A 13,085-nucleotide genomic window follows, 5' to 3' on the forward strand; every position below is an offset into this window, starting at 1 on the left:
CGGGGGCGTCCGCGCGTCCCGGGGACCCCGTTCCCTCCGGTGGATATCGTGGGTAGGCTGCACATCCATGCCAGCCCCGGCCACCTCTGACGCCCGGCGTCAACCACCGCTGCTGACCATGCTCTTCTGGGCGGGCGTCGCTCTCGCGCCGGTGGCGGCGCTGATCCTGCTGGTGGCCGACGGCAATGGCCCGCTGCGTTTCGCCGCGGTGCTCGCCATCCTCGCCGTGGTGCTGATCGGCCTCTCCATCGCGTTGCGGCCCGACGGTGAGGACGCCTCGGCGCGGACCGACGAGTTGTTTGACGAGATCGAGGAACTGCGTCGGGAGTTGCGCGGCGAGATCGTGGCCGCCGCCCAGCGCGGTAACCAGGCGCTCGATCAGGCGCAACGGGCCCACGAGGGGATCGCCGCGGTGCGCCGCCGTCTCGACGCCAGCGGTGCCGCCCTCGCCGGTGCCGCCCCCGCCGTCGAACCGGCGGGCGCCGGGCGGGCGCGGGTGGCCGCCGTCGAGCCGCCGGTGGACGACACGCCCGTGGTCCGTTCCCGGGGCGACGCGTCGGCCGGCCGCGTCCGGGTGTCCAGCCCCGACGACGCGTCCCGTTGGGGGCGCCCCGAGCACCCGGACGACGACGAGCCGGCGTACGCCCGGGAGGCCCCCGAACCGCCGGCCCCCGCCGGGACGTACGGCGGGGAACGGCCGGCCCCCACCGCGTACGGCTCAGCTCGCCCTCGGGAACACGACCGCCCCGAGGCTGCGCACCGGCCGGGCGGCGTGGTCCGACACACCGAGACCGTGCACGTCACCACCCGGCACACGGTGGTGGACGGCGGCCCGGCCGAGCCGGCCGGGCGCTACGGCGGCGGGTACGCCGGTCAGTGGACCCCACCCGCGCAGGAGTGGAACCGGGGCGGCGACGCCGATCAGCCCCCTCGCCCGTCCGGGAGGGCGAGGAGCGAGCCGGAGCAGCACCCCAGGGCCGGGTACGGCGACGAGCCGGGCTGGACGGGCCGCCGCGACGAACCGGAGTGGACGGATCGGCGCGACGCGTACGCCCAGCCCGACGAGGCGGCCCCAACCGCCCGGTCACACCGCACCCCGGAGAGGCCGGCGGCGGAATCCTGGGACAGTCCTGACGATCGGGGCTGGTCGGAGCAGCGTGACCGGGCGGGCGCCCCGGCAGCGCAGGCCGGGCCGCCGCTGCGGGCCGACGACACCGGCGAGTACTGGTCGCAGTTGCGGGGCGGTGACCGGTGGGCCGCCGTCCGCGACGACGAGAACGGTCGCGAGGTGCGGGTCGGCGAGCGTCGGGCCGAGGTGCACGCCGACGCCACCGGCACCGAGTACCGGGTGGCCGACCGCTGGGCCGCCGTCCGTCACGAGGAGCCGCGCCGTCACGAGGAGCCGCGCCGCCACGAGGAGCCGCGCCGCCACGAGGAGCCGCGCCGTCACGAGGAGCCGCGCCGCTACGAGGACGCCGGCCGGTATGACGAACCGCGCCGTCACGACGGTCGGCGGGCCGAGCCGGGACGGCCCGCGCTGCCGGTGGGCGGTGTGCCGGTGCCGGACGAGTGGCGCCCGCCACGCCAACGCGGCCACCAGGCGGAACCCGAGCCGGAACGGACCGGCCGTCGACGGGTCGACGAGCGCTACGGCTACCCGCCGCAGGACGACGTACCGCGTGCCGGCGGTGCGCCACCCGCCGACCGCTGGCGGTGACCGGTCAGGCGACCCGGGTCACTTGTCGATGTCGCCGACCACGAAGAACATCGAGCCGAGGATCGCGATCAGATCCGGGACCAGGCAGCCGGGGAGCAGGGTGGCCAACGCCTGCACGTTCGCGTACGAGGCGGTACGCAGCTTCAACCGCCACGGCGTCTTCTCACCCCGCGACACAAGGTAGTAGCCGTTGATGCCGAGCGGGTTCTCCGTCCAGGCGTACGTGTGCCCCTCCGGCGCCTTGAGTACCTTCGGTAGCCGGGTGTTGATCGGCCCGGTCAGCCGGTCCACCCGGTCGAGGCACTGCTCGGCAAGGTCCAGTGACGCGTACACCTGGTCGAGCAGCACCTCGAAACGGGCGTGGCAGTCCCCGGCGGTCTTGGTGACCACCGGAACGTCCAGCTCGTCGTAGGCCAGGTAGGGGTCGTCGCGGCGCAGGTCCAGGTCGAGCCCCGAGGCCCGGGCCACCGGGCCGGACGCGCCGAACGCGGCGGCGTCCGCGGCGGACAGCACGCCCACGCCGACGGTACGGGCCAGGAAGATCTCGTTACGCCGGATCAGGTGGTCCAGGTCGGGTAACCGCCGGCGTACCTCGCCGATCGCCGCCCGGGCCCGCCCGGTCCACCCGTAGGGCACCTCTTCCTTGAGGCCACCCACCCGGTTGAACATGTAGTGGATCCGGCCGCCGGAGACCTCCTCCATCACCGCCTGGATGGTCTCGCGTTCCCGGAAGGCGTAGAAGATCGGCGTGATCGCCCCGATCTCCAACGGGTACGAGCCGAGGAACATCAGGTGGTTCAGCACCCGGTTCAGCTCCGCGAGGGCCATCCGCAGCCAGGTGGCCCGCTCCGGCACCTCCATGCCCATCAGGCGTTCCACAGCGAGCACCACACCCAGCTCGTTGGAGAACGCCGAGAGCCAGTCGTGCCGGTTGGCCAGCACGATGATCTGCCGGTAGTCACGCACCTCGAAGAGCTTCTCCGCGCCCCGGTGCATGTAACCGACGATCGGTTCGCAGGCGACCACTCGCTCGCCGTCGAGCACCAGCTTCAACCGCAGCACACCATGGGTGGAGGGGTGCTGCGGCCCGATGTTCAGCACCATGTCGGTGCCGAGCTGCTGATCGCCGGTGCCGGCGATCAGCCCGGCCCCGGTGCCGACGGTCAGTTCACGAAGGTCCCCGGCGTCGGTGGTCATGCCCGTCATCGTGCCACGGCCGGCCCGAGCGGGATGCCGACCGGCTGGCGCAACCACCAGTGCCCGCCGAGCCCGGCCGGGTCGGTCAGCTCGGCCACCGCCGACGCGGTGGCCAGCGCCCGCACGTACCCGACCGGGTCGGTGCCGGCCAGGCTGAGCGGCGGTCGCCCGCCGTCGGCCCCGAGCGCCCGCAGCGCCTCACGCTGCAAGACCAGGGAGTACGCGCACCGGGCGACCGCCGCACCAGCGGAGGCCACCGAGTCCATTGCCACGTGCGCTGTGACATCACTCGACCCGTCGGGCACGGGGGGCACCTGCCGACCACCCCGGTACCCGGTCAACGTCCCGTCGACCGGTCTGCTCTCCCGCAGATGCCCGTAGTCGACCGCGACCGCCAGCCCTCGCTCGATCTTTGTTAACGCCTGCGCCCAGGCTTCGTCTCTCGAGCGGCCGATCTCGGCTCGTCGGTAGTCACTGCTGGGGGTTTCGGGGCAGCCCGGCCGGCTCCGGGCGGTCAGGCTTGATCCCTGCGCCGACCGGGCTGCCCCGAAACCCGACTCGCTACCGCTTGTCGCGCCCGATGAGGTCACTCCCAGATCCGGGTCACTGTCCGTACTGGGCACGGTTGCGGGGCTGGGCCACCAGGCGTTGAGCCAGTCGAGATCATCGGGGCTGACCGGCTCACCAACTGATTCGGCACCGTTGTCGGGGTCGACCAGCAGGTATCGCCAGCCGTCCTCGGTGTGCAGCGCGACGTCCAGCGGGACGTTGTCCAGCCACTCGGTGGCCAGCAGCACTCCGGTGATTCCGGCGGGGATCTCGGCTGTCCAGGTGATCTCTTCGGGCAGGTTCTCGGGGCGGTCCGCGTACTCGACGGCTGTGAAGCGAACGCGGTCCGCGAGCGGCGGGCGGGCGGCGACCGACGACGGCTCGTCGGGCGACCGACGGACGGAGGCCGTGGGAGTCAGGGTTTCCGGGGAGCCCGCCCGCGGAGGGATCAAGCCTGACCGCCCTGGGCGGGTGGGCTCCTCGGAAACCCCCACCGCAACCACGATGGCGTCCCCAGACGCGACGAGCCCGAGCAGGCTTTGCAGCAGTTCCCCACGCCCGGCCCCCACGTCGACCACGTCAAGTCGAGAGGGGTGGCCGAGGGCAGCGTCCACCTCTGTGATCAGGCGCAGCAGGGCGGTGGCGAAGGCGGGGGACGCGTGCACGCTGGTGCGGAAGTGGTCGGCCGGCCCGGTACCGCTAACGAAGAAGCCGCCCGGGCCGTAGAGCGCCCGACTCATCGCGTCTCGCCACAGGATCGACATCAGTCCACTCCGAGTTGAGCGTGGGTCACAGTGCCGACCCTACGGTCAGGGCCGCCGTTCGTGGTTCACGCCTGGAAGTAGTGCCCCTCGTCCAGGTCGGCGATCAGGCCGGGGCGGGCAGGGGCCCAGCCCAGCAGTTCGCGTGTGATCGCGGACGACGTCGGATTGTCCATCTGGGCGAACGCTCCGAGGAAGCCGAAGTAGTCGTCTGCCTCGTCGGGGCCGATGCTCCGGACCGGGATGTCGAGGCTGCGGCCGATGACGGTGGCGATCTGCTGGAAGGGGACTCCTTCGTCGGCGGCTGCGTGCAGGCGCGTGCCGGCCGGGGCCTTTTCGAGGGCCAGACGGTAGAGCTCTGCCGCGTCGAGCGTGTGCACGGCCGGCCACCGGTTGGCGCCGTCGCCGACGTATGCGGCGTACCCATTCTGGCGGGCGGTGGCGATGATGGCGGTGATGAAGCCGTAGCGGTCGAGCGAGCTGTGCACTGTGGGCGCGAGCCGGACGATGGAGGAGCGCACACCGCGAGAGGCAAGGTCGACTACGAAATTCTCCGCGTCGATCCGGTAGCCGCTTGGGAAGGCGTCGCGTTCGGTCCCGGGGCGGCCGACGATGCCGCCCATCGCGAGCATGGCCGTCCCGCTCGTGCCGACCAGGGGTTTGCCGGAGCCGCCCAACCCGTCGGCTAGTGCCGTGAGGGCGTCCAGGTCGGCCTCGGCTGCGCCGGCCATGTCGCCGTTGAGCATGAGGTCGTGGCGGAACGCCAGGTGGATGACCCCGTCGGAGGCGGCCGCCTCGTCGCGAAGCAGGTCGAGGTCGGACAGGTCGCCGCGGCGCGCCTCAGCGCCGAGCTTCTCGATCGCGGCGGCGGACGTTTCGGAGCGGGCCAGACCGACGACTTCGTGTCCGGCGGAGAGCAGTGCCGGCACGACTGCGGAGCCGAGATGGCCGGAGGCGCCTGTGACGAATACGCGCATGGTGGTTCCTTCGCGGGTAGGGGCAATGTCACCTTGCGACATGACCGTACCTCGCGATGTCGCTATGTGACATGGCTCGGGGAAAATAATGTCGCAGCGTGACATCGGCTACCATCGCCACATGGCTCGCTGGCAACCAGACGCGCGCGGCCGCTTGGAAGCGGCTGCTTTCGAGTTGTTCCGCGAGCGCGGCTTCGAGCAGACCACTGTCGCCGACATCGCCGCCCATGCCGGCCTCGACAAACGCACCTTCTACCGGCTCCTCGGCGACAAGCGTGAGGCTCTCTTCAGCGGCAGCGAGCGCGTGGAGGAGGCCCTCGTCAAGGTGGTGGCCGAGACGGACGCCGCCCCCTTCGAGGCGGTCATCGCCGCCTTCCGTCAGATGGCGGTGGACATCTTCGCCGACCGCCGTGAGCTGGTCCGGATGCGCCATTCGATCATTGAGAGCAGCCCGGAGCTGCAGGAGCGCGAACTGCGCAAGACGGGCGCACTGCTGGCCGCCGTCAGCGCAGCCCTCCGCGCCAAGGGCCTCGACGAGACCACGGCCACGCTGGCCACCGAGTCGGGTGGCACGGTCTTCCGCGTGGCGTACGCCCGCTGGGTCGCGTCCGACGATGACGCCTCGCTCGCCGACCTGATCGACGAGGTGGCCACGGAGCTCCGCGCGATCACGTCCGCTCCGGGAAGGCGTTGACGAGGGGCCTTCCGGCGGTGGTGAAGGTTTTCACACATGCTTGTCCGGGTTCGGTAGGCCGGGCGCATACTTGCGATCGACCGGTACCCCTTCTCGAGGACTGGATCGTCGTCATGAGCGCACCGTTGCGCCCGCGTCCGGCCGGCCCGCACGGGCCCGCCGCCTCGTGGGATAGCGCCGTTCCCGGCGCCCGCGCCACCTCCCGTCTGCTCACCGTCGGTGTCGTTGGCGCCGGTCGGGTCGGCGCCGTGCTGGGCGCCGCGCTCGCCGCCGCCGGGCACCCTGTGGTCGCCGTCTCCGGCAACTCAGGAGCCAGCCGCGCCCGCCTCGCCCTGCTGTTGCCCGACGTCCCTCGCCGCCCGGTCACCGCCGTGGCCCACGCCGCCGCCGACCTGCTGCTGATCGCGGTGCCGGACGACAAACTGGCCGGTGTGGTGACCGACCTCGCGGAGCGGGGCGCGCTGCATCCGGGCCAGATCATCGCGCACACCTCGGGAGCGCACGGCCTGGCCGTGCTGGCGCCGGCCGTCGCGGCCGGCGCCCGGCCGCTCGCCCTGCACCCCGCGATGACCTTCACCGGTACGCCGGACGACCTGGCCCGGCTGGACGGCATCTCGTACGGGGTGACCGCTCCGGCCGAGTTGCGCCCGCTGGCTGCCCGGCTGGTCGCCGACCTCGGTGGCGTGCCCGAGTGGGTGGCCGAGTCGGACCGCCCGCTCTACCACGCCGCGCTGGCCCACGGCGCTAACCACCTGGTGACCCTGGTCAACGAGGCGACCGACCGGTTGCGGGACGCCGGGGTGTCCCGGCCGGAGAAGGTGCTCGCCCCGCTGCTGCGGGCCGCCCTGGAGAACGCGCTGCGGCTCGGCGACGACGCGTTGACCGGCCCGGTCTCCCGCGGCGACGCGGGCACCGTGCAGCGGCACCTGGCCCGGTTGGCGGCCACCGCACCGGAGTCCGTCCCCGCCTACCTGGCGTTGGCCCGTCGTACCGCCGACCGGGCGATCGCCGCCGGTCGGCTGCGGCCGGTGGACGCACAGTCGCTGCTCGGCGTGCTGGCCGACAGCGGTCGGGAGGTGGCTGCGTGAGCGTGAGGAGTGAGCCGATCTTGCGAGCCCCGCAGTCGCGAACCGAGGTGTCGCTGTGAGCGTGAGGAGTGAGCCGATCTTGCGAGCCCCGCAGTCGCGAACCGAGGTGCCGCTGTGAGCGTGAGGAGTGAGCCCATCTTCCGAGCCCCGCAGTCGCGAACCGAGGTGCCGCTGTGACACGGGTGGTGCACACGCGCGCCGAGTTGGCCGAGGCCCGGGCCGGGCTGAAGGGCACTGTCGGGGTGGTGATGACAATGGGCGCGCTGCACTCCGGGCACGAGACGTTGCTGCGCGCGGCCCGGGAACAGGCCGACCACGTGCTGGTTACGGTCTTCGTGAACCCGTTGCAGTTCGGGCCGAACGAGGACTTCGACCGCTACCCGCGCACCCTCGACGCCGACCTTGAGGTGTGCCGGCGGGCGGGCGCCGATCTGGTCTTCGCCCCGTCGGTGGCGGACATGTACCCGGACGGTCAGCCCCGCGTACGCCTCGATCCGGGCCCGCTCGGCGCCGAGTTGGAGGGGGCGAGCCGCCCCGGCTTCTTCCACGGGGTGCTCACAGTGGTGCTGAAGCTGCTCCAGCTCACCCGGCCGGACCTGACCTTCTTCGGCGAGAAGGACTACCAGCAGCTCACCCTGGTCCGGCGGATGACCCGCGACCTGGACGTGCCGGTCGAGGTGGTCGGCGTGCCGACGGTCCGGGAGCCGGACGGGTTGGCCCTCTCCAGCCGCAACCGTTACCTGAGCGAGCCGGAGCGGGCCGCCGCGCTGAGTCTGTCCGCCGCGCTGCGGGCTGGGGCGCAAGCCGCCGACGACGGCCTGGACGCGGGCGCGGTGCTGACCGCCGCGCACGCCGCGTTCGGCGCCGGTACGCCCGGTGCCCGCCTCGACTACCTGGTGCTCACCGATCCCGAGTTGGAACCGGGGCCGGTGGCCGGGCCGGCCCGGCTGGTGATCGCCGCCTGGGTGGGCGCCACCCGGTTGATCGACAACGCGGCGATCCACCTCGCCCCGCGTCCCTGACCCGGCCGTACCACCCCCACCGATACCGCGAAAGGCCACTTCGATGTTGCGGACCATGCTCAAGTCGAAGATCCACCGAGCCACTGTGACCCAGGCCGACCTGCACTACGTCGGATCGGTGACTGTGGACGAGGATCTGCTCGACGCCGCCGACCTGCTCCCCGGCGAGCAGGTGGCGATCGTGGACATCACCAATGGCGCCCGGCTGGAGACGTACGTGATCCCGGGCGAGCGGGGCAGTGGCGTGATCGGCATCAACGGCGCCGCCGCGCACCTGGTGCACCCCGGCGACCTGGTCATCCTGATCTCGTACGGGCAGATGGACGACGCCGAGGCCCGGTCCTACCGGCCACGGGTCGTGCACGTCGACGCCGACAACCGGGTCATCGAGTTGGGTGCCGACCCGGCAGCAGCGGCGCCCGGCACGGCCGGGAACCCGGTGCCCAGCCCGCTGGCCGTGTCCGGAGTCTGATCCCGCGTACCGCGATTCCGGTCTGTCACCAGAAGGTCATTTCCGGTTACCCTGGGCACGCTGGCGGAAGCCGGTCGGTGGCTGGGGGAGGCCGCGATGCGCCGTGCCAGAACGACCCTGTTCGCCGCTGTTGTCGCGGCGGCGCTGCTGGTGGGCTGTGCCGGGTCCGGCGGCCTGGACGGTGATCTGACCGATGACTGGGCGGCGTTGCCGGCACCGTCGGCGTTCACCCCGGCCGCCGGTGTGTGTCACGCCGCCGATTTCACCGATCTGGTCAGCCTGGCCAGCTATGAGCCGGTGGACTGCGCCGGGCCGCACCGTCTGGAGACCGTGCACGTGGGGGCTTTCCCGGCCGAGCGGACGGTCGCTCCGGCGGGTGGTTCGGCCGAGCTGCGGGGTGCGTTCGCCGAGTGCGACACCCGGGCGACCGGCTATGTGGGTGACGACTGGCGGTCCGGCCGGCTGCGGCTGTCAGTGGCGCTGCCCAACGGGCCGGGGTGGGCGGCGGGTTCCCGGTGGTTCCGCTGCGACCTCACTGAGCTGACCACTGTCGAGGCGGCGGCCACAGTGGTGGTCCGGTCGGGCAGTCTGCGGGACGCGTTGAAGGGCCCCAGCGGGTTGCGCCTCGGTTGCCAGCAGACCCGCGGTGGCGCCGGCCGGGGTGTGCAGACGCTGACCCCGGTGGAGTGCGGCAAACAGCACGACGCCGAGTTCGTCGGGGTGTGGCGCGCACCGGACCTGGCGTACCCGACCCGGGACGCCGACTGGCTGCCGCTCTACACGGGTTGTCGCACCGTCCTGGCCCGGTACGCGGGCGTACCGGACGACGCCAAGCTGCGCTTCCGCAGCGGTGTGGTGGTCCGTCCGCCCGGAGCGGGGCGCTGGAAGGTCGGTGATCGGGGCGTCCGCTGCTATCTGTGGCTCAGCGACCGTACGGTGACCGCCTCGCTGAAGGGCGCAGGCCCGGCTGGTCTGCCGGTCCGGACGAAGTGACCACTGCCTGACGGTCGGCGCGGCGCGGCGCGCGCCGGACGGGGTCGCCCAAAACACTCGTCCCGCCCCCGCCGCCCCGGGCGAGGATGGTTCGGGTTGACTGGGGGGATGGACCTCCCGACCGTCGACCTGCCTGCCCTGCCCGCGCTGCTGGCCGCGCCCGCGCCCGGCTGGGTGGAGACCACCGACGTGATCGTGGTGGGCTCCGGCGTGGCCGGGTTGACCGCGGCGCTGCACCTGCGTGAGGCCGGTCTGCACGTCACTGTGGTCACCAAGGTCAACATTGACGACGGCTCGACGCGGTGGGCGCAGGGCGGCATCGCCGCCGTGCTCGACCCGGCCGACACCCCGGCGGCGCATGCCCGGGACACCGAGGTAGCCGGGGTCGGGCTGTGCGACCCGGCGGCGGTCCGGGTGCTGGTCGAGGAGGGCCCGACCCGGCTCCGCGAGCTGATGCGGATCGGCGCCGAGTTCGATCGTCACCCGGACGGCTCGCTGATGCTGACCCGTGAGGGCGGGCACCGGGCGGACCGGATCGTGCACGCCGGCGGCGACGCCACCGGCGCGGAGGTGCAGCGGGCCCTGCACGCCGCTGTGCAGCGCGACCCGTGGATCCGGCTGGTCGAGCACGCCCTCGTGCTGGATCTCCTGCGGGCGCCCGGCGACGGCCCGGACGGGCTGGGCCCGGCCTGCGGGATCACCCTGCACGTGTTGGGTGAGGGCAGCGAGGACGGCGTCGGCGCGCTGCTGGCCCGTGCCGTGGTGCTCGCCACCGGCGGCATGGGGCAGATCTTCTCGGCCACCACCAACCCGGCGGTCTCGACCGGGGACGGGGTGGCGCTGGCGCTGCGGGCCGGTGCGGCGGTGACCGACGTGGAGTTCGTCCAGTTCCATCCGACCGCCCTGATCACCCCGTCCGGCGCGGGCGTGCCCGGGGCGGGGCACGCGCAGCAGCCACTGGTCTCGGAGGCGTTGCGCGGCGAGGGCGCGTACCTGGTGGACGCGGACGGCAAGAGGTTCATGGTGGGCCAGCACGAGTTGGCTGAGCTGGCACCCCGGGACGTGGTGGCCAAGGGCATCCACCGGGTGCTGCTGGCCACCGGCGCGGACCACGTCTTCCTCGACGCACGGCATCTGGGCGGCGACTTCCTGGCCGGTCGGTTTCCCACCATCGTGGCGTCCTGCCTGGCGATCGGCGTGGACCCGGCGACCGATCTGATCCCGGTGGCGCCGGCTGCCCACTACGCCTCCGGCGGGGTCCGTACCGATCTGCGCGGCCGTACCTCCATCCCGGGCCTGTACGCCTGTGGCGAGGTCGCCTGCACCGGCGTGCACGGCGCGAACCGGCTGGCCAGCAACTCGCTGCTGGAGGGTCTGGTCTTCTCGCGGCGGATCGCCGAGGACATCGCTGCCGGCCTGCCCGAGCAGGCCCAGCCGGCGGAGACCGGCGCGTGGCGTGGCGGGACGGGCTGGGTGCTGCCCGCGGAGGTGACGCCGACCCTGCAACGGGCGATGACCCGGGGGGCCGGGGTGCTCCGATCCGCGGCGACGCTGGCCGAGACGGCCGGGACGTTGACCGAGCTGGGCGTTGCCCGGGGCCGGCCGCGGACCGCCGACTGGGAGGCGACGAACCTGCTCACCGTGGCGTCGACGCTGGTTGCCGCCGCGTACGCCCGTGGTGAGACCCGGGGCTGCCACTGGCGGGAGGACTTCCCGACGGCCGACGAACGGTGGCTGGGCCATCTGGTCGGGGCGGTCGGGGCGCAGGGCCGGGTGACGCAACAGTGGAAGGGGAATTCACAGTGAGCGCGAGGAGTGAGCCGGTGTTGCGAGCCCCGCAGTCGCGAACGGAGACGGCCCAGTGAGCGCGAGGAGCGAGCCGGTCTTGCGAGCCCCGCAGTCGCGAACGGAGATGGCAATGATCGAGTCGACGGAGACGGCGTTGCGGGCGGCCGGGCTGGATCCGGCGCACGTCCGGCAGGTGATCGAGGGCGCGCTGGTCGAGGATCTGGGCCCGGATTTCCTGGACGTCACAAGCGTGGCCACCATCCCGGCGGAACAGACCGACACCGCCGACCTGGTGGCCCGAGCGGATGGGGTGTTGGCCGGGATGGCGGTGGCCGCCGCCGTGTTCGAGCTGGTGGGCGAGGTGACTGGCTTCGGTCGTACCGTCGAGGTGTCGGTGCTGGCCCGCGACGGCGAGCGGGTGGCCCGCGGCGACGTGCTGGCGACGGTGACCGGCCCGACCCGGCTGCTGCTGACGGCCGAGCGGACGGCGCTCAACCTGCTCTGCCGGATGTCCGGGGTGGCCACCCACACCCGCGCCTGGGCGGACGCGCTGGCCGGCTCGAAGGCGATGGTGCTGGACACCCGCAAGACGACGCCGGGCCTGCGGGCGCTGGAGAAATACGCGGTGCGGGCCGGCGGCGGCACCAACAAGCGGATGGGCCTCTACGACGTGGCCATGATCAAGGACAACCACAAGCTGGCGGCCGGCGGCATCACTGCGGCCTACCGGCGGGTCCGGGAGGCGTTCCCGGAGGTGCCGGTGCAGGTCGAGGTGACCACTGTCGACGAAGCGGTGGAGGCGGTGGAGGCCGGTGCGAACTTTCTGCTCTGCGACAACATGACGCCGGAGGTGCTGGCCGAGGCGGTGGCCGCTGTGGGTGACCGGGCGGAGTTGGAGGCGACCGGCGGGCTGACCCTGGAGGTGGCCGGCCGGTACGCGGCCACCGGCGTGGACTTCCTCTCGGTGGGGGCGCTGACGCACTCGTCGCCGATCCTGGACATCGCGCTGGACCTGCGCACGGAGTAGTTGTCTAGGCTGCGTGCGTGCTGCTCTGCATCGACATCGGAAACACCAACACCGTGCTGGCGACCTTCGACGGCGACAAGCTGGTGCACTCCTGGCGGATCAAGACCGATGCCCGCTCGACGGCGGACGAGCTGGGCCTGATGTTCCGGGGTCTGCTCGCCGGGGACAACGTCGAGATCACCGGTGTGGCCGCCTGTTCCACGGTGCCGGCCGCGCTGCGGTCGCTGCGCACCATGCTCAGTCGTTACTACGCCGACCTGCCCAGCGTCGTGGTCGAGCCGGGGGTGCGGACCGGGGTGCAGTTGGCGATCGACAACCCGAAGGAGGTCGGCGCCGACCGGGTGGTGAACACCCTGGCCGCGTACACCCTCTACGGCGGTCCGTCGATCGTGGTGGACTTCGGCACCACCACCAACTTCGACGTGATCAGCGAGCGCGGTGAGTTCCTCGGCGGCGCGTTCGCCCCGGGCATCGAGATCTCCTTCGACGCGCTGGCGGCCCGGGCCGCGCAGCTGCGCAAGGTCGAGGCCACCAAGCCCCGCTCGGTGATCGGCAAGAACACCGTGGAGTGCCTCCAGGCCGGCCTGTACTTCGGCTTCGCCGGACAGGTGGACCGGATCGTCGAGCGGATGACCGAGGAGTTGGGCGAGGTGCGGGCGGTGATCGCCACCGGCGGCCTCGCCTCCCTGGTGATCAACGAGTGTCGCAGCATCACCCACCACGAGCCGATGATCACCTTGATCGGTCTGCGGATGGTCTACGACCGCAACCTGTGACCCCGGCCGCCGTCGGGCGCCGGC

General features: G+C 72.6%; 12 protein-coding genes. 9 read left to right on the forward strand and 3 right to left on the reverse strand.

Going from position 1 to position 13,085, the window contains the following annotated elements:
• Positions 1-67 precede the first annotated feature (67 nt).
• The gene (locus OG992_RS22805) at positions 68-1,717 is read left to right on the forward strand and encodes a hypothetical protein (RefSeq protein WP_266304257.1); all 1,650 of its coding nucleotides are present in this window, start codon (positions 68-70) and stop codon (positions 1,715-1,717) included.
• Between the two features lie 18 nt (positions 1,718-1,735).
• Here OG992_RS22805 and OG992_RS22810 read toward each other — a convergent pair whose 3' ends face one another.
• The 3 genes from OG992_RS22810 to OG992_RS22820 all read right to left on the reverse strand — a co-directional run bounded on the left by OG992_RS22810 (position 1,736) and on the right by OG992_RS22820 (position 5,201).
• Positions 1,736-2,923: an NADH-quinone oxidoreductase subunit D gene (locus OG992_RS22810; protein ID WP_181539454.1), complete on the reverse strand. Its 1,188-nt coding sequence runs from the start codon at positions 2,921-2,923 to the stop codon at positions 1,736-1,738.
• Entirely contained in the window at positions 2,920-4,227 is a 1,308-nt protein-coding gene (locus OG992_RS22815) for an SAM-dependent methyltransferase (protein ID WP_266304258.1), read from the reverse strand. The genes OG992_RS22810 and OG992_RS22815 overlap by 4 nt, the downstream gene beginning before the upstream one ends.
• Before the next feature lie 65 nt (positions 4,228-4,292).
• Complete coding sequence (locus OG992_RS22820) at positions 4,293-5,201, reverse strand: SDR family oxidoreductase (protein WP_238687060.1); 909 nt, start codon at positions 5,199-5,201, stop codon at positions 4,293-4,295.
• A gap of 88 nt (positions 5,202-5,289) precedes the next feature.
• Here OG992_RS22820 and OG992_RS22825 point away from each other — a divergent pair, with 88 nt between their 5' ends.
• From OG992_RS22825 to OG992_RS22860, 8 genes are all read left to right on the forward strand, one after another.
• Positions 5,290-5,895, forward strand: coding sequence for a TetR family transcriptional regulator (locus OG992_RS22825; RefSeq protein WP_266304259.1), 606 nt, complete (start codon positions 5,290-5,292; stop codon positions 5,893-5,895).
• 113 nt (positions 5,896-6,008) lie between these two features.
• Entirely contained in the window at positions 6,009-6,983 is a 975-nt protein-coding gene (locus OG992_RS22830; RefSeq protein WP_238687023.1) for a Rossmann-like and DUF2520 domain-containing protein, read from the forward strand.
• Positions 6,984-7,156: 173 nt separating this feature from the next.
• Complete coding sequence (gene panC / locus OG992_RS22835) at positions 7,157-8,005, forward strand: pantoate--beta-alanine ligase (RefSeq protein ID WP_266304260.1); 849 nt, start codon at positions 7,157-7,159, stop codon at positions 8,003-8,005.
• Positions 8,006-8,048: 43 nt separating this feature from the next.
• Positions 8,049-8,477, forward strand: a complete 429-nt coding sequence (panD, locus tag OG992_RS22840) for an aspartate 1-decarboxylase (protein ID WP_030327945.1) — start codon at positions 8,049-8,051, stop codon at positions 8,475-8,477.
• A gap of 96 nt (positions 8,478-8,573) precedes the next feature.
• Complete coding sequence (locus tag OG992_RS22845) at positions 8,574-9,470, forward strand: septum formation family protein (protein WP_266304261.1); 897 nt, start codon at positions 8,574-8,576, stop codon at positions 9,468-9,470.
• Between the two features lie 108 nt (positions 9,471-9,578).
• Positions 9,579-11,276 carry an L-aspartate oxidase gene (locus tag OG992_RS22850; RefSeq protein WP_266304262.1) on the forward strand — a complete coding sequence of 566 codons (1,698 nt, stop codon included), beginning with the start codon at positions 9,579-9,581 and terminating at the stop codon, positions 11,274-11,276.
• 112 nt (positions 11,277-11,388) lie between these two features.
• Positions 11,389-12,285 (forward strand): carboxylating nicotinate-nucleotide diphosphorylase, encoded by an 897-nt coding sequence (nadC, locus tag OG992_RS22855; RefSeq protein ID WP_266304263.1) that lies wholly within the window; start codon positions 11,389-11,391, stop codon positions 12,283-12,285.
• Positions 12,286-12,302: 17 nt separating this feature from the next.
• Positions 12,303-13,061, forward strand: coding sequence for a type III pantothenate kinase (locus tag OG992_RS22860; RefSeq protein ID WP_091403191.1), 759 nt, complete (start codon positions 12,303-12,305; stop codon positions 13,059-13,061).
• The last annotated feature ends 24 nt before the right edge of the window (positions 13,062-13,085 follow it).

It is taken from the genome of Micromonospora sp. NBC_00362 (assembly GCF_026342155.1).
GTDB classification, from domain to species: domain Bacteria; phylum Actinomycetota; class Actinomycetes; order Mycobacteriales; family Micromonosporaceae; genus Micromonospora; species Micromonospora hortensis.

What these genes read in the sequence shown, in the direction of transcription:
- panD (WP_030327945.1), top strand. Translation starts at nt 8,049, where the DNA reads ATGTTGCGGACCATGCTCAAGTCGAAGATCCACCGAGCCACTGTGACC.
- OG992_RS22820 (WP_238687060.1), bottom strand. Translation starts at nt 5,201, where the DNA reads ATGCGCGTATTCGTCACAGGCGCCTCCGGCCATCTCGGCTCCGCAGTC.
- OG992_RS22805 (WP_266304257.1), top strand. Translation starts at nt 68, where the DNA reads ATGCCAGCCCCGGCCACCTCTGACGCCCGGCGTCAACCACCGCTGCTG.
- nadC (WP_266304263.1), top strand. Translation starts at nt 11,389, where the DNA reads ATGATCGAGTCGACGGAGACGGCGTTGCGGGCGGCCGGGCTGGATCCG.
- OG992_RS22850 (WP_266304262.1), top strand. Translation starts at nt 9,579, where the DNA reads ATGGACCTCCCGACCGTCGACCTGCCTGCCCTGCCCGCGCTGCTGGCC.
- OG992_RS22815 (WP_266304258.1), bottom strand. Translation starts at nt 4,227, where the DNA reads ATGTCGATCCTGTGGCGAGACGCGATGAGTCGGGCGCTCTACGGCCCG.
- OG992_RS22810 (WP_181539454.1), bottom strand. Translation starts at nt 2,923, where the DNA reads ATGACGGGCATGACCACCGACGCCGGGGACCTTCGTGAACTGACCGTC.
- OG992_RS22845 (WP_266304261.1), top strand. Translation starts at nt 8,574, where the DNA reads ATGCGCCGTGCCAGAACGACCCTGTTCGCCGCTGTTGTCGCGGCGGCG.
- OG992_RS22825 (WP_266304259.1), top strand. Translation starts at nt 5,290, where the DNA reads ATGTCGCAGCGTGACATCGGCTACCATCGCCACATGGCTCGCTGGCAA.
- OG992_RS22830 (WP_238687023.1), top strand. Translation starts at nt 6,009, where the DNA reads ATGAGCGCACCGTTGCGCCCGCGTCCGGCCGGCCCGCACGGGCCCGCC.